Source organism: Actinomadura luzonensis, assembly GCF_022664455.2.
GTDB classification, from domain to species: domain Bacteria; phylum Actinomycetota; class Actinomycetes; order Streptosporangiales; family Streptosporangiaceae; genus Nonomuraea; species Nonomuraea luzonensis.
In genome coordinates this window covers 3,102,332-3,125,202 of record NZ_JAKRKC020000002.1, presented here as the reverse complement: position 1 = coordinate 3,125,202, position 22,871 = coordinate 3,102,332, and the positions used below count along the sequence as shown (strand labels likewise).

Genomic DNA, 22,871 nt, shown 5'->3' with positions numbered 1-22,871 from the left:
CCGAGGTGACCTTGCTCGCCACTCGGTAGGCCCCCCTAAATTCGACGACTTGTACACGTAAGTCACTACATCACTCCCGATGATGCTGTTATTCCCATGGGTAGGGTGGTCCACGTGACGCATGCCCGCGACGAGCGCAACGCGCTGTGCGACCTGATGGACCGGCTCGGCCCCGACGCGCCGACCCTGTGCACGGGCTGGACCACCTACGACCTGGCCGCCCACCTGGCGCTGCGCGAGCGCAGGCCGGACGCCATGCCGGGCATCGCGCTCAAGCCGCTGGCCGGCTACACCGCCTCCGTCCAGGACGGCCTGAAGGCCAGACATCCCTTCCCCGAGCTGGTGGCCATGGTCCGGCGGCCCGGCGGCGTCTACGGCCTGGCCCCGTTCCTCGACGAGGCCGTCAACACGCTGGAGTTCTTCGTCCACCACGAGGACGTGCGCCGCGCCCAGCCGTCGTGGGAGCCCCGCGACCTGCCCGCCGACCTCGACCGCGTCGTGTGGAAGCGGGTCGCCTCCGGCGCCCGGCTCATGCTGCGCCGCTCCCCCGTCGGCGTGGTGCTGCACCGCCTGGGCGGCGGCGTGGCGCTCGGCGGCCCGCGTCAGGGCGTCCGGGTGGAGGTCACCGGCACCGCCTCGGAGCTGCTGCTGTTCTGCTTCGGCCGGCAGGAGCACGCCCGGGTGGAGCTGACCGGCGACCCGGCGGCCGTCGCCCGGCTGCGCGAGGCCCGTCTGGGGCTCTAGCGAGCCCTGACGGGCTCTGGCGAGCCCGTCCGAACCCGGCCGGATCTGGTGGGCGATCGGGCAGAAGTCCCGGCGCGGCAGGGGCTCGCGCATGACTTCGAGCCCGTACCATGGCAGTGGAAAGAAGCCCCCCGGTTATGATCATGAACATCTTCGCCGTGGATGCCAGTGATCGCCCAGATCCGGGTATATACGGCTGGGAATGGACTGCAGGAGGCCCCCCATGCAGGTCAAGAAGGTGATCACCTACGTGGCTATCGCGTTCGTGGTCTTCTATCTGTTCACCCGGCCGGCCCAAGCCGCCGACGCCGTGAATGGTGTGATCAACGGAATCTTCCAAGGAGCCGATCAGTTGGCCGTGTTCTTCTCGCAGGTTCTGACGTAGGGCGCGCTTCCGTCTGCGTCAGGTGCTTCCCCGCGGTGCCGGATCGTGTTACGCAGACAGGATGACAGATCGCCCCAGCGGCACCAAGACCAGCCAGCTCGACCCCCACGCGCGGCGCATCCTCGAACGGGCCGAGCTTGAGGGCATCGAGCTGATCCGCTTCTTGTACGCCGACCACGGCGGTGTGATCCGTGGCAAGGCGGCATCCCGATCGCGGCTGGCCGAACGGCTCGGCACGGGCATCGGGCACACGGTGGCCATGATGGCGATGAACATGCTCGACCAGCTCCAGGACGTCGAGCAGATGGGTCCGGTGGGCGAGGTCCGCATCGTCCCCGACCCGGCCACGTATGTCCCGTTGCCGCACGCCCCCGGCGCGGCCGCCATGCTGTCGGACCTCCGCCTGCCCGACGGCGCACCGTGGGCGGCGTGCGCGCGGACGTTCCTCAAGGACGCGGTCGCGGAGCTCGCCGGCGAGGGCTACTCGTTGGTCGCGGCGTTCGAGCCGGAGTTCACGCTCGGCCGCCGCCTGCCCGACCCCGGCGGCAACCTCGACCGGCTGGTCCCGCTCGACGACTCGCTCTGCTATGCCGGTACCGGGTTCGACACGGCGCACGACTACACCGTGAAGCTGATCCGGGCGCTGGAGACGCAGGGCCTGCGCGTCGAGCACTACCACCCGGAGCTGGGGCCCGGCCAGCAGGAGCTGTCGATCCGGCACGCGCCCGCGCTGCGCGCCGCCGACAACCACGTGCTGTACCGCGAGACCGTGCGCGGCGTCGCCATGCGCATGCAGCTGTGGGCCTCGCTGGCGCCCAAGCCGCTGGCCGACCAGGCGGGCAACGGCGCCCACCTGCACCTGTCGCTGTGGGACGAGGCGGGCAACGTCTTCGGCCGCGACGAGGAGCTGCGCGACGCCTTCATCGGCGGCCTCATCGCCCACCTGCCCGCGCTCACCGCGCTGACCTGCGGCAGCGTCAACGGCTTCCGCCGGCTCGCGCCGCGCACCTGGGCCAGCGCGTACGCCGTCCACGGCCCCGACAACCGGGAGGCCGCGGTCCGGGTGTGCTCCCCGCTCGGCGAGAGCGGCGAGCCCAACCTGGAGCTGAAGCCCTCCGACTCCGCGGCCAACCCGTACCTGTCGCTGGGCGCGGTCATCCACGCCGGCCTCGACGGCATCAGGCGCAAGCTCGACCCCGGCGAGCCGGTGACCGTCGACCCCGACACCGCGCCGGGCCGCTACCCGCGCCTGCCGGCGTCGCTGCCGGAGGCGCTGGACGCGCTGGAGGCCGACGAGGTGCTGATGGAGGCGCTGGGGCCGCTGCGGCGCGCCGCCTACCTGGCGGTCAAGCGGTCGGAGGCCGCCGCGTTCGCCGCCCGCGACACCGCCTACGAGCTGTACCACCACGTGCGCGTCTTCTGACCCGCACGCGGTGGCCCGTCAGCGCACCGGGTGGCCCGCCGTGCGCAGCGTCTCCTTCACCTCGGCGATCTTCAGCGTGCCGAAGTGGAAGACCGAGGCGGCGAGGACGGCGTCCGCGCCGGCCGCCACCGCCGGCGGGAAGTCCTCCAGCCGGCCCGCCCCGCCGCTGGCGATCACCGGCACCCGCACGGCGGCGCGCACCGCCCGCAACATCTCCAGGTCGTAGCCGTCGAGCGTGCCGTCGCCGTCCATCGAGTTGAGCAGGATCTCGCCCACGCCCAGCTCCTCGCCGCGCGCCGCCCACTCCACCGCGTCGATGCCGGTGCCGCGCCGCCCGCCGTGCGTGGTCACCTCGAACCCGCTCGGCGTGCCCGGCGCCCGGCGGGCGTCGACCGACAGCACGACGCACTGCGCGCCGAACCGCCGCGACGCCTCGGTCAGCAGCTCCGGCCGGGCGATGGCGGCGGTGTTGAGCGACACCTTGTCGGCGCCGGCCCGCAGCAGCCGGTCGACGTCCTCGACCGCGCGCACCCCGCCGCCCACGGTGAGCGGGATGAACACCTGCTCGGCGGTCCTGCGCACCACGTCGAGCATGGTCTCCCGCTCGCCGGAGGAGGCGGTGATGTCGAGGAAGGTCAGCTCGTCGGCGCCCTCCTCGTCGTAGCGCCGCGCCAGCTCGACGGGGTCGCCCGCGTCGCGCAGGTTCTCGAAGTTGACGCCCTTGACCACGCGCCCGGCGTCCACGTCGAGACAGGGAATGACTCTTACCGCTACGGTCATGCTCGCAGTGCCTCGATTTCGATCTCGACCAGCATTCTCGGGTCGACCAGCCCGGCCACCCGTACTCCTGTGCAGGCGGGCCGCACCTTGCCGAAGACCTCGGCGATGGCCCGGCCGACGAGGTCGAAGTGGCGCTGCTCCACCACGTAGTAGCGGACCATCACGACGTCCTCGCGGGTGAGCCCGCCCATCAGGACGGCCTCCAGCGCGATGTCGATCGCGGTGAGAGCCTGGAGGTAGGCGTCGCCGACGTGACGCACCTCCCCGTCGACCGTGGCCGTGCACCCGGACACGATCACCCGCTCTCCCACGACCACGGCGCGCGCGTAGCCGTACTTCTCCTCCCAGATGCCGCCAGAAAAGACCCTAGGACCGGTGCTCTGCATGCCGGCGCTACCGACGCTCATTCCGCCCCCTCCCGGCGAAGCTACACACGTACCGCGGCCAGCGCGTTTTCCAGTGTGAACGCGTGAGCGTACAGGGCCCTGCCCACGATGGCCCCCTCCACTCCGTCCGGGACGAGAGAAGCGAGTGCGACCAGGTCATCGAGGCTGGAGACGCCGCCGCTGGCGATGACCGGCCGGTCGGTGCGGGCGCAGATGCTCCGGTACAGCTCCAGGTTGGGGCCCTGGAGCATGCCGTCCTTGGTGACGTCGGTGACGACGTAGCGGGGGCAGCCGTCGGCCTCCAGCCGGTCGAGCACCTCCCACAGGTCGCCGGCCTCCTCGGTCCAGCCGCGCGCGGCGAGCGTGGTACCGCGCACGTCCAGGCCGACCGCGATCCGGTCGCCGTGCTCGGCGATGATCTTCCGGCACCACTCCGGGTTCTCCAGGGCGGCGGTGCCGATGTTGACCCGGCGGCAGCCGGTGGCGAGGGCCGCGGCCAGCGAGGCGTCGTCGCGGATGCCGCCGGACAGCTCCACGTTGACGTCGAGGCGGCCGATCAGCTCGGCGATCAGCTCCCGGTTGCTCCCCCGGCCGAACGCCGCGTCGAGGTCCACCAGGTGGATCCACTCGGCGCCGGCCTCCTGCCAGGCGAGCGCGGCGGCCAGCGGCTCGCCGTAGCCGGTCTCGGTGCCGGCCTCGCCCTGGGTGAGGCGGACGGCCTGGCCGTCCACGATGTCCACCGCGGGCAGCAGTACGAGCGACATTCTTCAGGTCCTCCGGTCGAAGGCGAGGGTCACGACAACGGGTACGAGCAGCACGGACAGGACGAGCACGGCGAAACTGGCCGCGAGCGAGCCCCACAGCAGCCAGGCCAGTGCCTGGACGAGCACGAAGGCCGCGCCCACCACGAGGTTCTGGACGCGGTGGCGGCGGGCGATCAGGCCGCCCTGGCGGCGCACCCGCACCGGGCGCGGCACCAGCCGGGCCAGCGCGGCGCGGCGGCGGGAGCGGCGGGCCTGCCGCTCCTCGTTGACCCGCATGGCGCGGGCCCGCTCGGCCTCGCGCTCGGCCCGCCGGCGGGCCCGCTCCTTGCTCACCGTCGCCCGGCCTTCTAGTCGAGGGTCTTGAGCCAGTTGTCCAGCAGGGCGGCGCCGGCGTCGCCGGACTTCTCGGGGTGGAACTGGGTCGCCATCAGCGGCCCGTTCTCCACCGCCGCGACGAACGGCACGCCGTGCTCGGCCCAGGTGACGACCGGCTCGGCGAACCCGTCGCCGGTGCGCAGCTCCCACTCGCGCACCCCGTAGGAGTGCACGAAGTAGAAGCGGGTCGCGGCGTCCAGGCCGGCGAACAGCACGCTGCCGGCCGGCGCCTTGACGGTGTTCCACCCCATGTGGGGCAGGACGGGCGCGTCCAGCCGCTCGACGGTGCCGGGCCACTCGCCGCAGCCCTCGGTCTCCACGCCGTGCTCGACGCCGCGGGCGAACAGGATCTGCATGCCGACGCAGATGCCGAGCACCGGACGCCCGCCGGCCAGCCGCCGTCCGACGATCTGGTCGCCGCGCACCGCCTTCAGCCCGGCCATGCACGCGGCGAACGCGCCCACGCCGGGCACCACCAGGCCGTCGGCCTCGGCGGCCGTCTCGAAGTCGGCGGTCACGGTGACGTCCGCGCCGGTGCGGGCCAGGGCCCGCTCGGCCGAGCGCAGGTTGCCCGAGCCGTAGTCGAGGACGACGACGTTCTTCTTCACCACCACAACACCCCCGCCGTGATCGCCATCACCGCGCCGACTGCGCAGACGACGGCTCCGATCCTGAGTCCTTGCTTGATGAGGGAGAACACGCCGCCGGCCAGGAACAGCCCGAGGAAGACCAGGACGACGGCGATGGCGTTGCCGGTCACAACACGCCCTTGGTGCTGGGCACTCCCGTCGCGCGCGGGTCGAGCTCGGACGCCTCCCGCAGCGCCCGCGCCAGCGCCTTGAACTGGGCCTCGACGATGTGATGGGCGTTGCGCCCGTACGGGACGTGCACGTGCAGGCAGATCGCGGCCTGGGCGACCAGCGACTCCAGGATGTGCCGGGTCATCGTGGTGTCGTAGTCGGGGCCGATCATCGGCGCCATGCCCTCGGGCTCGGTGTGCACGAGGTAGGGGCGGCCGGACAGGTCGACGGTGACCTGGGCGAGGGACTCGTCCAGCGGGCATGACGCGCTGCCGAACCGCCTGATGCTTGACTTGTCGCCCAGCGCCTCGCGGAACGCGGCGCCCAGCGCCAGCGCGGTGTCCTCGATCGTGTGGTGGGAGTCGATGTGCAGGTCGCCCTCGGTCTTGACGGTCAGGTCGAACAGCCCGTGCTTGCCCAGCTGGGCCAGCATGTGGTCGAAGAAGCCGACCCCGGTGGCCACCTCCACCCGGCCGGTGCCGTCGAGGCCCACCTCCACCAGGACCGAGGTCTCCTTCGTGACGCGCTCGACGCGGCCTACGCGGCTCACAGGACTCCTTCCAGGGCGGCGCGGAAGGCCGCCATCTCCTCGCCGGTGCCGATCGACACCCGCAGCCATTCGGGCGGGCCCACCTCGCGGATGAGCACGCCCCGCTCCAGCAGCCCCTCCCACACCTCGCGCCGGTCGGGGAAACGGCCGAACAGCACGAAGTTCGCGTCGGAGTCGGCGACCCGCAGGCCCTTGGACCGCAGCCACGCCACCGTCGCGTCGCGCTCGCGGCGCAGCGCGTCGACCGTGCCCAGCAGCTCGGCGCGGTGCCGCAGCGCCACCCGCGCCGCCGTCTGGGTGAGCGTCGACAGGTGGTACGGCAGCCGCACCAGCAGCAGCGCCTCGATCACCGCCGGGTGCGCGGCGAGGTAGCCGAGCCGGGTGCCGGCCATCGCGAACGCCTTGGACATCGTCCGGGTGACGATCAACCGCGGGTGCTCCGGCAGCAGCGTCAGCGCCGACGGCGTGCCCTCGCGGGCGAACTCGGCGTAGGCCTCGTCCACCACGACCATGCCCGGCGCGGCCGCCAGCACCGCCTCGATCGTGGGCAGCGGCTGGGCGGTGCCGGTCGGGTTGTTGGGCGAGGTGAGGAAGACGACGTCGGGGCGGTGCTCCTCGATCGCCGCCACCGCCTTGCCCGGGTCGAGGGAGAAGTCGTCCTCGCGGGCGGCCCTGATCCACTCGGTGCTGGTGCCGCCGGTGATGATCGGGTGCATCGAGTACGACGGCTCGAACCCGATCGCGGTGCGACCGTGGCCGCCGAAGGCCTGCAGGATCTGCTGGAGCACCTCGTTGGAGCCGTTGGCCGCCCACACTTGCTCGGCGCGCAGCCCGTGGCCGAGGTAGGCGGCCAGGTCGGCGCGCAGCGCCAGGGCGTCGCGGTCGGGGTAGCGGTTGAGCTCGCCCGCCTGCTCGCGGACCGCCTCGGCGAGGTCGGCCACCAGCTCGGGCGAGGGCGGGTAGGGGTTCTCGTTGGTGTTGAGCCGGACCGGGACGTCGATCTGGGGCGCGCCGTAGGGCGACTTGCCGCGCAGGTCGGCGCGGATCGGCAGGTCGGCGAGCGTCACGTCGTCCGGGTTCACTCGGCCGCCTCCGTCACGTCCGTCTCGGTCTGGGGCACGCGCCAGTCGAAGCGGGCGCGGATCGCGGCGCCGTGGGCGGGCAGGTCCTCGGCGTCGGCGAGGACCGTCACGTGCGCGGCGGCCCGCGCGAGCGCGTCGCGGCTGTAGTCGACGACGTGGATGCCGCGCAGGAACGACTGCACCGAAAGGCCGCCGGAGTGGCAGGCGCAGCCGCCCGTGGGCAGCACGTGGTTGGAGCCGGCGAGGTAGTCGCCGAGCGAGACCGGCGCGTACGTGCCGACGAAGATCGCGCCGGCGTTGCGCACCCGGGCGGCCACGGCGGCGGCGTCGGCGGTGTGGATCTCCAGGTGCTCGGCGGCGTACGCATCGACGACCTTCAGCCCGTCGTCGAGGCTGTCAACCAGCACGACGCCGGACTGCCGGCCGGCCAGCGCCTCGGTGATGCGCGCCGAGTGGCGGGTGGCCGACACCTGGCCGGGCAGCTCCTTCTCCACGGCCTCGGCCAGCTCGGGGCTGGTGGTGACGAGGACGGCGGCGGCGATCGTGTCGTGCTCGGCCTGGCTGATCAGGTCGGCGGCGACGTGCACCGGGTCGGCGGTGTCGTCGGCGAGGATCGCGATCTCGGTGGGGCCGGCCTCGGAGTCGATGCCGATGCGGCCCTTCAGCAGGCGCTTGGCGGCGGCCACCCAGATGTTGCCGGGGCCGGTGACCATGGTGGCCGGCGCGCACTCCTCGGTGCCGTAGGCGAACATGGCCACGGCCTGGGCGCCGCCGACGTTGTAGACCTCGTCGACGCCGAGCAGGGCGCAGGCGGCCAGGATCGTCGGGTGCGGCAGCCCGCCGAACTCCTTCTGCGCCGGGCTGGTGACGGCCAGCGAGGGCACGCCCGCCTCCTGGGCCGGCACGACGTTCATGACCACGCTGGAGGGGTAGACCGCGCGGCCGCCGGGGACGTAGAGGCCCACCCGGTCGACCGGCACCCAGCGCTCGGTAACCGTGCCGCCGGGCACGACCTGGGTGGTGACGTCGGCGCGGCGCTGGTCGCGGTGGACCAGCCGGGTGCGCCGGATCGACTCCTCCAGGGCCGCGCGCACCCGCGGGTCGAGCTCGGCGAGAGAGCGCTCGATGGCCTCGGCGGGAACGCGGGTGGTGGCGATCTCGACGCCGTCGAACCTGGCGGTCAGCTCCCGTACGGCCGCGACACCGCGATGGCGCACGTCGTCGCAGATGGGCCGCACCTTCTCCAGGGCGGCCTCGACGTCGAGCTCGGCGCGGGGCAACACGTCACGCAGGTTCGCCGGCAGGGAACCGCGCATGTCAATACGGGAAATCACCCCCACAGTCTACGGAGTCCGGGGCCTGAATCTCGTTCTGTCCACACTGCGGGACGGCTCGGGCGTGCCGGGCCCGCGGCTTCCGGTCCGGGGCGCACGACGGCCGCGGGGCGGCATTCGCCTGTACCGCCGCGCGGCCGTCGTCGCCCCGGACCGGGCCTGCCGGGGCGGTCGCCGTAGCCGCCACGGGGGCGCGGCCACGGCTCGGGGGTGAAGTTTTTGGGGCCCCTCTTGTGCCCTGGATGGTGGAGGTTCTAACGCCGACGGGGAAAATACTTTCCGTAACCAAGATTACGCTAAGTTATCTTTGCAGGTGGGAACGTGTCTCCCGAGGGAGCGCGCATGGAGCACAGCAGCGAAGAGGCAGGCGAACATACCGGCCCGCCCGGCCACGATCGCCCGGACGGGCCCGGCCACGGGCCTGAGCCCGGTCCTGGGGCCGGTCCTGAGGCCGGCCCTGAGCCCGGTCCTGAGGCCGGTCCTGAGGCCGGTCCTGAGGTCGGAGCCGGGACCGGACGAGGGGCCGAAGCCCGGCCCGGTCGCGACGCCGGAGCCGGGACCGAGCGCGGCGCCACGCTCGAGGTGGAGCGCGGCGCCAGGGTCGAGGTCGAGCGCGGCGAGGGGCGCGGGTGCGGCGAGGGGCCCGAGTGCGGGACGGTGCGGCGCGGCGACGAGCCGGGGTGCGGATCGGCCGGGCACGCCGACGCCCTCCGCCCGCCGCCCGGACCGGCGACCGACCCCACGAGCGCCGCCGACGACCGCGCCGACGACCGCGCCGACAGCCTCACTCACGATCACACAGGCGAACCCCCACGCGTTCCCACCGGCGATCCCACCCACGATCCCACCCACGATCCCACCGGCGTTCCCACCCACGATCCCGCTCACGCCCCTGCGGCCGATCCCGCTCACGCCCCTGCGGGTGACGCCGGCCGCGAGGCGACCCACCTCTCACCAGGCGACCCCGGGGGCACAGCGGCGGACGGAGGGGCGGGCGTCGCGAGGACCGAGGGCGGGATGGTGGCGGGGATCCCGCTGCTGCGGCCCGGGGCGGCGCCCCCGTACACCGTCCCGCCGCACGTAGCCGCCGCCGGCATGCCGAGGGGCGCGACCCGGCGGCAGGCGACGGCCGCCGGGCCGTGCGAGGAGCGGTGGGCCGAGGTCGCCGCGCGTGTCTGCGGGACGTGCTTCGGCCCGGCCGAGCGCGCCCGCGGCGTCCTGGTGATCGGCCACGCGCCCGCCGACCCCGCCGAGCGGTTCCTGTCGGAGCACCTGGAGGAGCTGATCGCCCGGTACCCGGGCCGCGTCGCGTTCGGCGGCTGCCTGCGGGCCGCGTACCCGTGGCGGGCGGGCACCCGGCCGGTCGAGGGCGAGGCGCGCGAACGGTACAGCGTCGGCCACGAGATCCGTCTCGTCCCCGCCGCGGACGGCTGGGCGGCGGGCGGCTGGATCGAGGTGACCGTCCCCGGCCACGGACCCTACTGCGGCGCGTTCACCCATGCCCTGGGCGACACCGTGGCCTGGCCGGAGTCGGAGATCGCGCACTCCCACCTGCCGGTCGGCCCGGGCCGGCGCGGGCGGGTGGACGTGCACGAGATCGGCGGCCGCTACGACGGCGTCCTGTGCCTGTCGATGACGGGCTTCCCCCGCCACGCCGGCGACCCCGGGACGCGCTGCTTCGACCTGGCCGGGAGCCACGTCCGTACCGGCGCGGGGTTGCTGTGCTTCCCGTTGCGGGAGGCGTTCGTCAAGGCGCCCGGCGCGCCCATGGCGGTGCTGCGCCTGCACCGGACCTGGCCCGGCGGAGACCCCGAGCCGGATCACATCCTGCCGAGCGAGATGTGAGCGAATTAATAGTATTTGTCCATTATGTCCGATCCCGTACTCTTGCCGCATGGGACAGTGGCGAGGGCCGGACGGCATCCTGGTCGAGGCGATCATCCTCGACGACCGCCCGCTCCTGCGCGTCACCCACCGCGTCAACGGCCGGACGTACCTGCGCGGCTACTGCCGCACCGTCTCCGAGCTGCACGAGCACGGCGTCGATCTGGCCGAGCTGGTCGAGGACCGTCCCTTTGACCATCTGCAGACCCCTGAACACCCTTGACGATCAAGCGGACGGGGTACTGCACCCCCCATGGTGCGGCTGCCGGCCTACGCGCCGATGCTCGCCCAGCTCGGCACCCTGACCTCCGTGCAGGGCGAGGACTGGGCCGTTGAGATGAAGTGGGACGGTGTGCGCGCCCTCGCCTACATCGAGGACGGCGCCGTCCGCCTGATGTCGCGCAACGGCAAGGACATCACCCCCGCCTACCCCGAGCTCCAGCTCATGGCCGGCGCCACCGGACGCCACCCCGCCGTGCTCGACGGCGAGATCGTCGCCTTCGACGAGGCCGGCCGCCCCAGCTTCGGCGCCCTGCAGCCGCGCATGCACCAGCGCAACCCGGCCGCCGTGGCGACGCTGGCCCGGTCGGTGCCGGTGACGTTCATGGCCTTCGACATCCTGCACCTGGACGAGACCTCCACCGTCGCCCTGCCGTACACCGAGCGGCGGGAACTGCTGGAAGGGACCTTCACGCCGGGGTTCCGGTGGCAGGTGCCCGTCTGGTTCACCGACCACGCGCAGCGCGCCTTCGAGTCATCGCGGCAGCTCGGGCTCGAAGGGGTGGTGTGCAAACGGCTCAACTCGCCGTACCGGCCGGGCCGGCGCACCACCGAATGGACCAAGATCAAGAACGTCAGCGCGATCGAGGTCGTCATCGGCGGCTGGCGGCCGGGCTCCGGGCGGCGTTCCGGCACGATCGGCTCGCTGCTGCTCGGCGCGCACGACCAGCGCGGACGGCTGCTGTACGTCGGCCACGTCGGCACCGGCTTCACCCAGGCCATGCTCGCCGACCTGCACGAACGGCTGGCCCCGCTGGAGCGGGCCGACTCGCCGTTCGCCGAGACGGTGCCGCGCGAGCACTCCCGCGACGCCCGCTGGGCCGAGCCGCGCCTGGTCGGCGAGGTCCAGTACGCCGAAGTGACGGGCGACGGGCTGCTGCGCCACCCGTCCTGGCGCGGGCTGCGGCCCGACCGCTCCCCCGCCGACGCCGTCACCGCCCGGCTCCTGCACGGCGGCCGTACAGGCGACGCCGCCGCCGGCTGACGCCGCCCGCCACACCCGTACCTCGGCCCAGACCGGTCACGACACGGCCCTTATGGCTACCGTTCGTCTTATTATCGTGACTTAGAGTGACGAGAGGATTTCATCCGGATCGACGCTCAGGGGGACATCGTGGGGGACAAAGTGGGCGACGCCGAGCGCACGGCCGAACGCGACGGCGAGCGCGGCAGCGCCGGTGACGGCCTGCGCGGCAGCGCTCGCGGCGGGGTGCGCGGGAGCGTGTCGGGCGGGGTGCGCGGGAGCGTACCGGGCGGGGTGCGCGGGAGCGTACCGGGCGGGGTGCGCGGGGGCGTGCCGCGAACGCTCGTCACGACGCTGACCGCGCTCGCCGGCGTCGCGATCGCGCTGCCTGCGGCTGCCGAGCACGCACCGCACACCACCCGCGAACACCCGCCCGTCCCCGCCTCCGCCACCACGGGCGCGTCCGGGATCGCGGCCGCAGCGGGCACGTCCGGGGTCACGGCCACAGCGGCCATGTCGGCGGCCTCGCCCCCCACGGCAGCCATGTCGGCCATGTCGGCCGCCTCGCCCGCCAAAGCCGGCACGCCGGCTGCCTCGCCCGCCAAAGCCGGCACGCCGGCCGCATCTCCGGCATCGCACGCATCGCAGGCGTCGTCATCGGTCCCGGCCGGCACGGTCGCGTCGGCCGCTTCAGCCGCTCAGGGGGTGAAGCAGCGCCCCGCCTCCACCGCGGCGAACCGGCCCGCGAACGCCACGGCAAACCGGCCCGCGAACGCCACGGCCAACCGGCCCGAGGGCACCGCCGCCCATCAAGCCGCGGACGCCGCAGCACACCGGCCCACGAACACAGCGGCCCACAGCCCCACAGACACGGCCACTCATCGCCCGGCCGAAATCGCCGCACACCACCTTACGAACACCGCCGCACACCACCCGGCAGACGCCACCGCACACCACCCGACGGACACCGCCGCACACCACCCCGCTGACGCCACCGCACACCACCCCACGGACACCGCCGCACACCGTCCGGCGGACACCGCTGCACACCGCGCCGCCGATACGGCCGCCCATCGGCCGGTCGGCAGTGCGGCGCATCGGCCGTCCGAGGATGCGGCGCGCCGGCCCGCCGGGGAAGCCGCACAGCGGCCCGCCGAGGAAGCGGCGCGCCGACCCGCCGGGGAAGCGGCGCAGCGGCCTGCGCCGGTCGTGGGGCAGCCTGTGGTCACCGTCCGGAAGCAGGCGTGGGGTGGCGCGGAGTCGTCGCCCCTCATGCGTCCCGCCCAGGCCGTCCGCTACTGGACGGCCACCAAGCAGGCCAAGGCCAAGGCGGCCGACCTGCCGTCCACGCGGCCGCCCCTGGTCGCCACCTCCGCGCAGCGGCTGCTCAGCGTGCCCACCGGCAAGCGCCTGACCCCCGGCGCCGACGCCAACGGCTACGCCCGCGTCCGCCGGCCGTACACGGGGGCCGCCCGCAGCCGCATGAGCGGCCGGCTGTTCTTCGTCAACGCAAGTGGGCGCGGCGACTCGTGCAGCGCCAGCGTCGTCCGTTCGGCGTCCCAGCTGCTGATCGTGACGGCGGCCCACTGCGTCTACAGCGTCCCCGAGGGCGCCTCGCGCGGGAAGTGGCACAGCAGCTTCGCCTTCGTCCCCGCCTACGACGGGCGCGCCACCGCCGAGCGGCAGCGCGAGCCGTACGGGCGCTGGGGCGGACGGCGCGCCTGGAAGCCCGACGGCTACACCGGCCTGGCCGGCGGCGACTGGAACTCCGTCTACGACGTCGCCCTCATCGAGGTGGGCCGGCGCACCCGCACCCTGCAGGACGCCGTCGGCGGCGGGTTCACCCCCATGCGCAGCCAGGGCGGCCGGCACACCATCGTCACCGCCGGCTACCCCGGCGTCCTCGGCAGGAAGCCCTACGACGGCAGGGACCAGCTCTGGTGCCTGGCCCGCACGCAGCCCGCCCGCGCCCTCGCCGCCGCCTCGGCCGCCACCCTGCCCACCACGCTGCCCGCCGATCTGCCCGCCACCCTGCCCGCCGGTGTGCCCGCCACTGTCCCGGCCGACGTCCCGGCCGTGGCGCCCGCCGCGCCCGAGGCCGGCGCCGTGGCGGCCGCCGCGCCCGCCACGAAGCTGGAGACCTACAACTGCCACCTGTCCAAGGGCCACAGCGGCGGCCCCTGGGTGCTCAGGGGCACCCGCGACCTGGTCGGCGTGTTGTCGGCCGGCACCGAGGACGGCCAGGCCGACGGCTACTCCGTCGCCAACGCCCTCAATGTCGAGAGCTACGGCGCGATCGTCAAGAAGGCCGACCCGCGCGGCGTGTACGACGCCCTGTCGGTGAAGCTGACCGGCCCGGCCGCCGCCGTGCGCCGGGGCGAGACCGCGACCGTCACCGCCACCGTGACCATGCGCGGCCTCATGGCGGCGTCCCAGGTGCCGGTCACCTTCCGCGTCCCCGCCGGCGCGGGTCTCGCGGCCGTCACCGGCGGCACCTGCGAGCGCGCCGCCCGGCAGGCCACCTGCGTGGTCGGCGCCGTCCGGCCCGGCCGGCCGGTGCAGCTCACCGCCCGCGTCCGCCTCACCGGCGACGCCCCGCAGCAGGTGCCGGTCACCGCGCACGTCGCCGCCACCCGCCTGGACCCGTCGCAGCGCGACAACACCGCCGAGCTCCGCGTCCAGACCCGCGCCTGAGACCGGCGCGTCAGGCCGGCGCCGGCTCCTTCAGCGTGCGCGCCAGCAGCCACGCCAGGACCGGGAACGCGACCAGGCAGGCCAGCGCCGTCCGCAGCGAGGTCGCCTCCGCGACCAGGCCCACCAGCGGGCTGGTCAGGCCGCCGACGCTCACCGCGAGGCCCAGCGTCACGCCGCCCGCCGTGCCCACCCGGTTCGGCAGCAGGTCCTGGCCCAGCGTGACGTGCAGGGAGAACGGGACGTACAGGGCGATCGAGGAGGCGGCCACGAAGACGTACGCGGCGGGCCCCGGCGCGAGCACCACGCCCGCGACCGCCGGGACCGCCGCCGCGTACGCCAGCCGCATCGTCCGCACCCGCCCCCACCGCGCCGCCAGCCGCCCGCCGAGCACGGTCCCGGCCGCGCCGCCCGCGAACAACACGAACAACGCCACCGCCCCCGCCGCCCCGCCCCCCAGGTACAGCGCGACGAACGTGCTCAGCCCCACGTACACCACCGACCGGAACACGATCACCAGCGTCAGCCGCGCGAAGGCCCGCCAGTCGTCCCGGCCCCGCTCCGCCTCCGCGGCGGCGGCCCGCGTCCCGCCGCCGCCGGTCAGCGCCCGCACCGCCGGCAACGTCGCCAGCGCCCCCGCCAGCGCCGGCGCCGCCAGCCACGGCGAGGCCCCCAGCCCCCACGCCGCCAGCAGCGGCGTCACCAGCACCGGCGCCGAGGCGAAGCCGAGCGTCCCGCCGAGCGAGAACCAGCTCATCCGCACGTGGCTGCCCGCGCTCGCGATCCGCGCCAGCCGCGCCGACTCCGGATGGTAGGCCGCCACCCCCAGCCCGGACAGCGCCACCGCCAGCCAGGTCAGGACGTAGGAGTCCGCCACGCCGCCCGCCGCCACCCCTGCCCCGGCCACCACCATGCTCACCGGGATCAGCCACGGCATCCGCCACCGGTCCGTCAGCACCCCGAACAGCGGCTGCACGACCGACGACGACAACGTCGCCGCCAGCACCACCCCCGACACCGCGACGTAGCCGTACCCGCGCTCGGCGACCAGGAAGGGCACCAGGGCCGGCACCGCGCCCTGGTAGACATCGACGGCCGCGTGCCCGGCGGCCAGCATGGGGACTCTGTTCACCCCCCGATCGTCGCTCCCCGCCCCGCTGGCCCGCTTCCGATAAAATGCCAACCCATGCCGGAAATCCGCCACCTGGCGCAGGCCCCGACGGGACGGCGGCCGCTCGCCCCCGGCGGCGGCATCGACGCCCACGTCCACGACACCCACCAGATCGTCTACGCCTGCCGCGGCGTCCTGTCGGTCACCACCGGCGCCGGCACCTGGGTGGCCCCCGCGAACCGGGCCATCTGGGTGCCCGCCGGCACCGTCCACGAGCACCGCGCGCACGGCGACACCGACCTGCGCCTGGTCGGCCTCACCGGCAACCCGCTCGCCCTCGACCGCCCGACCGTCCTCGCCGTGGACCCCCTCCTGCGGGAGCTGATCATCGCCTACACCGGCGAGCCCGGCCACGAAGACGCCCGCGACGGCGAGCACGACGGCAGACACGGCGCCGAGCACGACGGCGAGCACGACGGCGTCCGCGACGGCGAGCACGACGGCGTCCGCGACGGCGAGCACGACGGCGAGCACGACCGGCTCCTGCGGGTGCTGCTCGACCGGCTCAGGCGCGCGCCCGAGCGGCCCCTCCACCTGCCCGCCCCCGCCGACCCCCGCCTCGCGGCCGTCTGCGCGGCGCTGCACCGCGATCCCGCCGACACCAGGACGCTGGCCGCCCTGGCCGCCGCCGCCGGCACGAGCGAGCGCACGCTGGCCCGGCTGTTCCGCCGCGAGCTCGGCATGAGCTTCCCCCAGTGGCGCACCCAGCTCCGCCTGCACCGCGCGCTCCTGCTGCTGGCCGACGGCGTGCCGGTGACGGCCGTCGCGCACCGCTGCGGGTGGGCGTCGGCGAGCGCGTTCATCGACGTCTTCCGCCGGGCTCTGGGGTACACCCCGGGCCGCGCCTTTACATTGTAGATTCGCTACAATGCCCTCCGTGAGCAGCAAAGCGAAAAGCAAGGGAGGCGGCGGCACGCCGGCCACCATGGCCCTGACGAAGGCGAAGGCCGACTTCACGCTCCACCCGTACGACCACGACCCCGCCGCCCAGGCCTACGGCGAGGAGGCCGCCGACGCGCTCGGCGTCCCGTACGAACGCATCTTCAAGACGCTGGTCGCCGAGGTCGAGAGCGGCCTAGCGGTGGCCGTGGTGCCGGTGGCGGGCAAGCTCGACCTCAAGGCGTTCGCGGGGGCGCTCGGCGGCAAGCGGGCCGCCATGGCCGACGCGGCCAAGGTCGAGCGGGTCACCGGCTACGTCGTGGGCGGCATCAGCCCGCTCGGCCAGCGCAAGCAGCTCCCCACCGTGGTCGACTCCTCGGCGCTCGAGTTCGAGACGATCTACTTCTCGGCAGGCAGGCGCGGCCTCCAGATCGAGACCGCGCCCGGCAACCTCATCGCGCTCACCCGCGCCGTCACCGCCCCCATCGGCAAGGCCGGCTGACGCGCCGCCCTGTCCGAGGGGCTAGCGGCCGTGCCGCGGCCGGTGGCGCCAGGGCTCCTGCCGCCGCCGCTCCCAACGCTCGCCCGGCTGCCGCTCCTCCGCCCGCCCGGCGTACGGTCGCCCGCCGTACGGCTGGTGAGCGTGCGGGCGCGGGCCGTGCGGGCGGCGGTCAGGCGGCGGCCACTCCAGGGAGGGCACCCCGGGCGTCTGCCCGAGCAGCCACTGGAAGAGCTTACGGTGCCGCCGGGCGAAGGCCCGGTCGCCGCGCCGCTTCTGCCGCTTCTCCTCCTCGGCCAGCGCCTTCTCCAGGCCGGGCGTGTCGCCGCCGCCGAAGCGCGCCATGTCCGGCGGGTGGAAGCCCTTCGGTTCGAGGCCGCGCAGCGCCGGGCCCATCGACTCCACCCAGATCGGCCCGGGCAGCGACGCCCCCTGCACCGACCCGTAGTACTCGTCGCCGATCTGCACGCCCTGCAGCGGGAAGCGGTAGGAGCCCCGGATGTCGCCGACGCTGACGGCGGCGGCGAGGTGCGGCGTGTAGCCGGCGAACCAGGCCGAGGTGTAGCCGTTGTTGGTGCCGGTCTTGCCCGCGGCCGGCCGGTCGATGCCCTGCCCCTTCATCGTGCCCTTGTCGAAGACGCCCTCCAGGACGTGGTTGACCGCGTCCGCGACGGGCCGCTCGATGGCCTGCTCGCAGGAGGGCGGCACGTGGGTGCGGCGGCCGTCCCTGCCGACGATCTCGACGATGGCCAGCGGCCGGCAGTACGACCCGCGCGCCGCGAACGCCGCGAACGACGCCGCCACCGTCACCGGGTCCATCTCGTTGATCCCCAGCGTGAACGTCGGCACCTCGCGGAGCGGCGTCCCGTCGGCCCGGGCCACGCCGAGCGCCTTGGCGGTGCGGACCACGTTGCACAGCCCGACCTTGCGCTCCAGCATCATGTAGAAGACGTTCACCGACTTCCAGGTGCCGGTCTCCAGGCTGTGCGGGCCGCCCTCGCCCTCGCCGCTGGCGTTGAGCACGCGGGTGTCGGGGTCGTTGACCGCCCGTCCCGCGCAGTTGCGGTAGCCGGCGGCGGGCACCAGCGCCCCCGGCGTCTGGAAGCCGTCGCCGAAGCGCCACCCCTGCCGCAGCGCCGTGGCCAGCGTGAACACCTTGAACGTCGAGCCGGCCTGGAAGCCCTGCCCGCCGCCGTGGGCGACGTCGGCGACGAGGTTGAAGGTGGTCCTGGAGCCGTTCTTGCGGTTGCCGGGGTTGCGGCCGAAGCCCTTGCTGGCGGCCATCGCCCTGATGCGGCCGGTGCCCGGCTCGACCATGGCCTCGGCGGCGACCTCGGTGTCGTCGGGGTGCACGTGGCGGCGGATGGCGCGTTCCGCGGCGCGTTGCGCGATCGGGTCGAGGCTGGTCCTGATCGTCAGGCCGCCCCGCGCCATGCGCGCGCGGCGCTGCGCCTCGTTGTTGCCGAAGGCGGGGTTCGACAGCAGCTCGCGCTGGACGTACAGGCAGTAGAACGGGTAGGCGCTCTGCTCGCAGCCGCCCGGCTCGGGCCGCAGGTCGAGGCCGAGCGGCGCGGCCTTCGCCGCCGCCGCCTGCTGCGGCGTGATGATCTTCAGCCCGGCCATGCGGTCCAGGACCAGGTCGCGCCGGTCCTTCAGCCGGCCGCGGTGCGCGGCGCCGAGCGAGGGGTCGGTCGAGTACGGCATCCGCACCGCGCCGGCCAGCGTGGCCGCCTGGGTCAGCGTGAGACGGGCGGCCGAGGTGGAGAAGAAGCGGCGGGCCGCCGCCTCCACGCCGTGCGCGCCCGCGCCGAAGTAGGCGATGTTGAGGTAGCGCTCCAGGATCTGGTCCTTGCGGTACTTGCGCTCCAGCGCCATCGCGTACCGCAGCTCGGTGATCTTGCGGGCCATGTTCGGGGCGCGGGCGCGGTCGCGTTCCTCGTCGGTACGGGCGCTCTCGACCAGGATGTTCTTGACGAGCTGCTGCGTCAGCGACGAGCCGCCCTGGCGGATGCCGCCCGCCTGGGTGTTGGTCAGCAGCGCCCGCAGGGTGCCGCGCACGTCGAGGCCGCCGTGCTCGTAGAAGCGGGAGTCCTCGATGGCCACGATGGCGCGGCGCATGACCGGCGCGACCGAGGCCAGCGGCACGGCCGTCCGGTTGGCCTCGTAGAACTGGGCGAACGGGCGGCCGTCCTTGTCCAGCAGCCTGGTCACCTGCGCCAGGGGCTCCTCGCGCGGGGCCGGCGGCAGGTGCACGAAGGTGTCGGCGACGTTCTTGGCCGCCAGGCCGCCCCCGCTCACCACGGGCGCGGCCAGCGCCCCCGCCAGCACCCCGCCGAGCGCCCCGGCCAGGCCGAGCATCCCGGCGGATCTGAGTACGGTCACTCAAACGATGTGCAACCGGACGATCACCGGCAAACGCCCGGTTCCTGCCTCTTTACCGTTGCCTGCGAATGTTCAGACCGAGCGACCTGAACTGCTCGAACGGCCGGTGGTAGCCGCGTTCGATGTGGTGCACCCCGCGCAGCGTGGACGGCCCGTCGGCCACCGCCGCCGCCAGCACCGCCGAGAACCCGGCCCGGATGTCGGGCAGCGTCACGTCCGCGCCCTTCAGCTTGGACACGCCGCGCACCACGGCCGAGTGGCGGGCGTTGGTGTCGTGGTAGCGGCAGGCCGGGCCGCCCAGGCACTGGTCGAACACCTCGATCTCGCAGCCCATCTTCTGCAGCGCGGGCACGTACACCAGGCGGTTCTCGAAGACCGTCTCGTGCAGCACCGACATGCCGTGGCTCTGCGTGAACAGCACCATGAGCGGCGTCTGCCAGTCGGTCATGAACCCCGGATGCGTGTCGGTCTGCACGGCCGCCGCGCGCAGCCCCTCCGGGGGCGCGGTGGCACACAGGTACTCGTCGTTGATGTCGAAGTTGGCGCCCATCCTAGCCAGCGTGGTGATGGCGGTGACCAGGCGGTCCTGCGGGCAGCCGTGCACCCGCACCTCGCCGCCGGTCACCAGGCCGGCCGCCAGGTACGAGAACGCCTCGATGCGGTCGCCGGTCAGCCACGTGGAGGCGCCGCGCAGCCGGTCGACGCCCTCGATGACGATCCTGCGGTCGGGCGACAGCTCGATCCGCGCCCCCATCCGCTGCAGGAACAGCGCCAGCTCCACCACCTCGGGCTCCATGGCGGCGTTCTTCAGCACCGTCTTGCCCTCGGCCAGCACCGCCGACATCAGCACCGTCTCGGTCGCGCCCACGCTCGGGTACGGCAGCTCGATGCGGGTGCCGCGCAGCCGCCCCGCCTTGGCGTAGATGCCGGCGTCGCTCACCTCCACCTCGGCGCCCATCGACCGCAGGGCCTCCACGTGGAAGTTCACCGGCCGCCGCCCGATCGGGTCGCCGCCCACCAGCGGCACGAACGCCTCCCCCGCCAGGTGCAGCAGCGGGCCGAGCATGAGGATCGGGATGCGGTTGAGCCCGGTGAACGCGTCCGGCACCCGCGGCTCGATGTGCGGCCCCCGCTCGATCGTGATCTCCGGGCCCTCCATCCGCACGTGGATGCCGAGCGCCTCCAGCATGGCGGCGGTGATGCCGACCTCGCCGACCTCGGGCGCGTTGTGGATGCTGCTCTCCCCGGTGCCGAGCATGGCGGCGACCATGTGCTTGGAGACGCCGTTCTTGGAGCCGCGCACCACGACGTCGCCCCGGAGCGGACCGGAGGGCTCAATCAGCCAGACCTCTTCTGCAATCACGAAGCGAGCCTAGCCGGGGGATACCATCGAGTGATTCGGACGTACATATGAGGGGGCGTGGAGTGGCGAGGGAAGTACGCGCTTTCGCGGTAACTGTCCTCGCACTCGCCGCCCTCGGGATCGGCGCCGGGCTGGCCTGGTCGGCGGTGTCGCCGCGGGCTCCGTACCAGGTGGGCGAGCACGGCCTCGTCCTCGCCGACCTCACCACGCAGGCGCTCATCGCGGCCGACGGCTGGTACGCGGTGATCACCGGCGGGCTGGGGCTGCTGTGCGGGGCGGTCGGCTGGCTCGCCGGGCGGCGGTGGATGCTGGGCGTGCTGGCGGGGCTCTGCGCGGGCGGGGTGGCGGCGGCGGCGCTGGCGTACTGGGTGGGCTCGACGTTCACGATCGGGGCGGTCGTGGTGGAGGCCGCGGCGGCTCCCGGGGTGAAGGTCGTCCCGGGCGCGCTGACGCTGACCGCGAACGGGGTGGCGGTGGCCTGGCCGCTGCTCGCGGTCGGGATGTTCGGGCTGCTGGAGGGCATGCACGGGTACCGCGAGTCGCCGCTGCGGCAACCGTACGGCGAGGGCCCCCTGGACGGCGGCCCCTTCGGCGGCGGCCCCCTCAACGGCGGCCCCTTCGGCGGCGGCTCCCTGGGCGGCGGCACGGGCCGCGACGGCTGACCGCCCTCCGCCCGGCCGGTGGCGGGCCGGCGAGGCGGTCGAGGGCCGCGGCCCCGGGCGTCCGGGTTCGGGGGTCAGAGGGGCGGGCGGCGCAGGCCGTGGCCGGTGGCCTGTTCGAAGGCCCGCGCCACGCGCAGCACCCGGGCGTCCGCGAACGGCGCGCCGACGATCTGCACTCCCACCGGCAGCCCCTCGGGCGTGAACCCGGCCGGCACCGACGCCGCGGGCGCGTGCAGCACGCTGATCCAGTACGCCGACCGCATCCACGCCAGGTAGTCCGGCATCCGCTGCCCGTTGATCTCGCCGACGTGCGGCTGCTCGACCGGGAACGGCGGCACCTGGCTGACCGGCGCGATCAGCACGTCGTAGGCGTCGAAGAAGGCCGCCATGCGCTGGTAGAGGCGGCTGCGCGCCTGCTCGGCCCTGGCCAGGTCGGCGCCGGTGACCTTGCGGCCCTGTTCGACGTTCCAGGCGGTGTTGGGGCCGAGCCGGTCGAGGTCGCCGAAGGACAGGGCGTAGTTCCAGGCGCGGTAGGTGCGGAAGGCGTCCTCGGCGTCGGACAGGTCCAGCTCGACCTGCTCCACGCGCGCCCCCAGCCGCTCGAACACGGCGGGCGCGGTCGCGGTGACGGCGGCGGTGCGCGGGTCCACCGGCAGCCCGCCCAGGTCGGGGCTCCAGGCGACGCGCATCCCCCGCACGCCCTCCTCCGGCTCGGGCGCGAACACCTCCTTGATCGCGTACGGTGAGCGCCGGTCGAACCCGGCGATCGCGCCGAACATGAGCGTGACGTCCTCGACCGTGCGCGCCATCGGCCCGAGGACCGACAGCGTGTACCAGGCGTTGACGTCGGAGATCACCGGGACCCGGCCGGGCGTGGGGCGCAGGCCCACGACGTTGCAGAACGAGGCCGGGTTGCGCAGCGAGCCGCCCATGTCGGAGCCGTCGGCCAGCGGCACCATGCCCGTGGCCAGCGCCACGGCCGCGCCGCCGCTGCTGCCGCCCGCCGACCTGCCGAGGTCGTACGGGTTCCGGGTCGCGCCGAACACCTCGTTGACCGTGTGGGAGCCGGTGCCGAACTCGGGGGTGTTGGTCTTGCCGATGCTGATCGCCCCGGCCGCGCGCAGCCGCTCCACGATCAGCTCGTCCCGGTCGGGGACGTGGTCGGCGTAGAGCGGCGAGCCGTAGGTGGTGCGGATGCCGGCGGTGTCGACCAGGTCCTTGTGCGCGACGGGCACGCCGTGCAGCGGGCCCGCCGGCTCGCGGGCGTCGGCCTCCTTGGCCGCGTCGAGCGCCTGCTCGGCGACCAGCGTGACGATGGCGTTGACGCGCGGGTTGACCTCCTCGACGCGGTCGAGGCAGGCCCGGACGACCTCCACGGCGCTCACCTGCCTGGTCCTGATCAGGCGGGCCAGCTCGGTGGCGCTGAGGTAGTGCAGTTCGCTCACCTCTCCGATCCTGCCGCACCGCGCCCGGA

General features: G+C 74.1%; 24 protein-coding genes. 10 read left to right on the top strand and 14 right to left on the bottom strand.

The features are described 5' to 3' along the window. The first annotated feature begins 114 nt into the window (after positions 1-114). From MF672_RS44870 to MF672_RS44860, 3 genes are all read left to right on the top strand, one after another. Positions 115-744 carry a TIGR03085 family metal-binding protein gene (locus MF672_RS44870; RefSeq protein WP_242375834.1) on the top strand — a complete coding sequence of 210 codons (630 nt, stop codon included), beginning with the start codon at positions 115-117 and terminating at the stop codon, positions 742-744. Between the two features lie 223 nt (positions 745-967). Beyond that, on the top strand, positions 968-1,129 hold the full coding sequence (locus tag MF672_RS44865; protein WP_020543816.1) for a cytochrome c family protein: 162 nt from the start codon (positions 968-970) through the stop codon (positions 1,127-1,129). Positions 1,130-1,190: 61 nt separating this feature from the next. Then, positions 1,191-2,552 (top strand): glutamine synthetase family protein, encoded by a 1,362-nt coding sequence (locus MF672_RS44860; RefSeq protein ID WP_242375835.1) that lies wholly within the window; start codon positions 1,191-1,193, stop codon positions 2,550-2,552. Between the two features lie 18 nt (positions 2,553-2,570). On the opposite strand, the gene hisF is transcribed toward MF672_RS44860, so the two are convergent. The 9 genes from hisF to hisD are packed head-to-tail and all read right to left on the bottom strand — an operon-like array spanning position 2,571 to position 8,623. After that, complete coding sequence (gene hisF / locus MF672_RS44855; protein ID WP_242375836.1) at positions 2,571-3,332, bottom strand: imidazole glycerol phosphate synthase subunit HisF; 762 nt, start codon at positions 3,330-3,332, stop codon at positions 2,571-2,573. After that, the gene (locus MF672_RS44850; protein WP_242375837.1) at positions 3,329-3,739 is read right to left on the bottom strand and encodes a Rid family hydrolase; all 411 of its coding nucleotides are present in this window, start codon (positions 3,737-3,739) and stop codon (positions 3,329-3,331) included. The genes hisF and MF672_RS44850 overlap by 4 nt, the downstream gene beginning before the upstream one ends. A 20-nt stretch (positions 3,740-3,759) precedes the next feature. Then, positions 3,760-4,482 carry a bifunctional 1-(5-phosphoribosyl)-5-((5-phosphoribosylamino)methylideneamino)imidazole-4-carboxamide isomerase/phosphoribosylanthranilate isomerase PriA gene (gene priA, locus MF672_RS44845; protein ID WP_242375838.1) on the bottom strand — a complete coding sequence of 241 codons (723 nt, stop codon included), beginning with the start codon at positions 4,480-4,482 and terminating at the stop codon, positions 3,760-3,762. A 3-nt stretch (positions 4,483-4,485) separates the two neighbouring features. Further along, complete coding sequence (locus tag MF672_RS44840; RefSeq protein WP_242375839.1) at positions 4,486-4,815, bottom strand: hypothetical protein; 330 nt, start codon at positions 4,813-4,815, stop codon at positions 4,486-4,488. Between the two features lie 14 nt (positions 4,816-4,829). Next, complete coding sequence (hisH, locus tag MF672_RS44835) at positions 4,830-5,465, bottom strand: imidazole glycerol phosphate synthase subunit HisH (protein ID WP_242375840.1); 636 nt, start codon at positions 5,463-5,465, stop codon at positions 4,830-4,832. Beyond that, entirely contained in the window at positions 5,462-5,617 is a 156-nt protein-coding gene (locus MF672_RS44830; RefSeq protein WP_242375841.1) for a CG2302 family histidine operon protein, read from the bottom strand. The genes hisH and MF672_RS44830 overlap by 4 nt, the downstream gene beginning before the upstream one ends. Further along, positions 5,614-6,207: an imidazoleglycerol-phosphate dehydratase HisB gene (hisB, locus tag MF672_RS44825; protein ID WP_242375842.1), complete on the bottom strand. Its 594-nt coding sequence runs from the start codon at positions 6,205-6,207 to the stop codon at positions 5,614-5,616. The genes MF672_RS44830 and hisB overlap by 4 nt, the downstream gene beginning before the upstream one ends. Beyond that, complete coding sequence (locus MF672_RS44820; protein WP_242375843.1) at positions 6,204-7,289, bottom strand: histidinol-phosphate transaminase; 1,086 nt, start codon at positions 7,287-7,289, stop codon at positions 6,204-6,206. The genes hisB and MF672_RS44820 overlap by 4 nt, the downstream gene beginning before the upstream one ends. Next, on the bottom strand, positions 7,286-8,623 hold the full coding sequence (hisD, locus tag MF672_RS44815) for a histidinol dehydrogenase (RefSeq protein ID WP_242375844.1): 1,338 nt from the start codon (positions 8,621-8,623) through the stop codon (positions 7,286-7,288). The genes MF672_RS44820 and hisD overlap by 4 nt, the downstream gene beginning before the upstream one ends. 1,017 nt (positions 8,624-9,640) lie before the next feature. Here hisD and MF672_RS44810 point away from each other — a divergent pair. From MF672_RS44810 to ligD, 3 genes are read left to right on the top strand one after another with little or no spacing between them, the layout of a single operon-like run. Further along, entirely contained in the window at positions 9,641-10,468 is an 828-nt protein-coding gene (locus MF672_RS44810) for a hypothetical protein (RefSeq protein ID WP_242375845.1), read from the top strand. 49 nt (positions 10,469-10,517) lie between these two features. After that, on the top strand, positions 10,518-10,730 hold the full coding sequence (locus tag MF672_RS44805; RefSeq protein ID WP_242375846.1) for a hypothetical protein: 213 nt from the start codon (positions 10,518-10,520) through the stop codon (positions 10,728-10,730). Between the two features lie 30 nt (positions 10,731-10,760). Next, entirely contained in the window at positions 10,761-11,771 is a 1,011-nt protein-coding gene (gene ligD / locus MF672_RS44800) for a non-homologous end-joining DNA ligase (RefSeq protein ID WP_242375847.1), read from the top strand. Positions 11,772-11,887: 116 nt separating this feature from the next. Here the strand turns inward: ligD and MF672_RS44795 are convergent, their stop codons facing one another. Next, on the bottom strand, positions 11,888-12,334 hold the full coding sequence (locus tag MF672_RS44795; RefSeq protein WP_247815755.1) for a hypothetical protein: 447 nt from the start codon (positions 12,332-12,334) through the stop codon (positions 11,888-11,890). Between the two features lie 637 nt (positions 12,335-12,971). On the opposite strand from MF672_RS44795, the gene MF672_RS44790 reads away from it, so the two are divergent. Beyond that, entirely contained in the window at positions 12,972-14,444 is a 1,473-nt protein-coding gene (locus MF672_RS44790; RefSeq protein ID WP_242375849.1) for a trypsin-like serine peptidase, read from the top strand. 10 nt (positions 14,445-14,454) lie between these two features. Here the strand turns inward: MF672_RS44790 and MF672_RS44785 are convergent, their stop codons facing one another. Continuing rightward, the gene (locus MF672_RS44785) at positions 14,455-15,573 is read right to left on the bottom strand and encodes an MFS transporter (protein ID WP_242375850.1); all 1,119 of its coding nucleotides are present in this window, start codon (positions 15,571-15,573) and stop codon (positions 14,455-14,457) included. 54 nt (positions 15,574-15,627) lie between these two features. On the opposite strand from MF672_RS44785, the gene MF672_RS44780 reads away from it, so the two are divergent. Further along, positions 15,628-16,470, top strand: a complete 843-nt coding sequence (locus tag MF672_RS44780) for an AraC family transcriptional regulator (RefSeq protein ID WP_242375851.1) — start codon at positions 15,628-15,630, stop codon at positions 16,468-16,470. 67 nt (positions 16,471-16,537) lie between these two features. Then, positions 16,538-16,993 carry a Cys-tRNA(Pro) deacylase gene (ybaK, locus tag MF672_RS44775; RefSeq protein ID WP_242375860.1) on the top strand — a complete coding sequence of 152 codons (456 nt, stop codon included), beginning with the start codon at positions 16,538-16,540 and terminating at the stop codon, positions 16,991-16,993. Between the two features lie 21 nt (positions 16,994-17,014). Here ybaK and MF672_RS44770 read toward each other — a convergent pair whose 3' ends face one another. Together MF672_RS44770 and murA are read right to left on the bottom strand one after the other, a co-directional pair. Beyond that, complete coding sequence (locus MF672_RS44770) at positions 17,015-19,372, bottom strand: transglycosylase domain-containing protein (protein WP_242375852.1); 2,358 nt, start codon at positions 19,370-19,372, stop codon at positions 17,015-17,017. A 52-nt stretch (positions 19,373-19,424) separates the two neighbouring features. Further along, entirely contained in the window at positions 19,425-20,735 is a 1,311-nt protein-coding gene (gene murA / locus MF672_RS44765) for a UDP-N-acetylglucosamine 1-carboxyvinyltransferase (RefSeq protein WP_242375853.1), read from the bottom strand. Between the two features lie 62 nt (positions 20,736-20,797). Here murA and MF672_RS44760 point away from each other — a divergent pair, with 62 nt between their 5' ends. Then, complete coding sequence (locus MF672_RS44760; RefSeq protein WP_242375854.1) at positions 20,798-21,397, top strand: hypothetical protein; 600 nt, start codon at positions 20,798-20,800, stop codon at positions 21,395-21,397. 74 nt (positions 21,398-21,471) lie between these two features. On the opposite strand, the gene MF672_RS44755 is transcribed toward MF672_RS44760, so the two are convergent. Next, positions 21,472-22,842 (bottom strand): amidase, encoded by a 1,371-nt coding sequence (locus MF672_RS44755; protein WP_242375855.1) that lies wholly within the window; start codon positions 22,840-22,842, stop codon positions 21,472-21,474. Positions 22,843-22,871 lie beyond the last annotated feature (29 nt).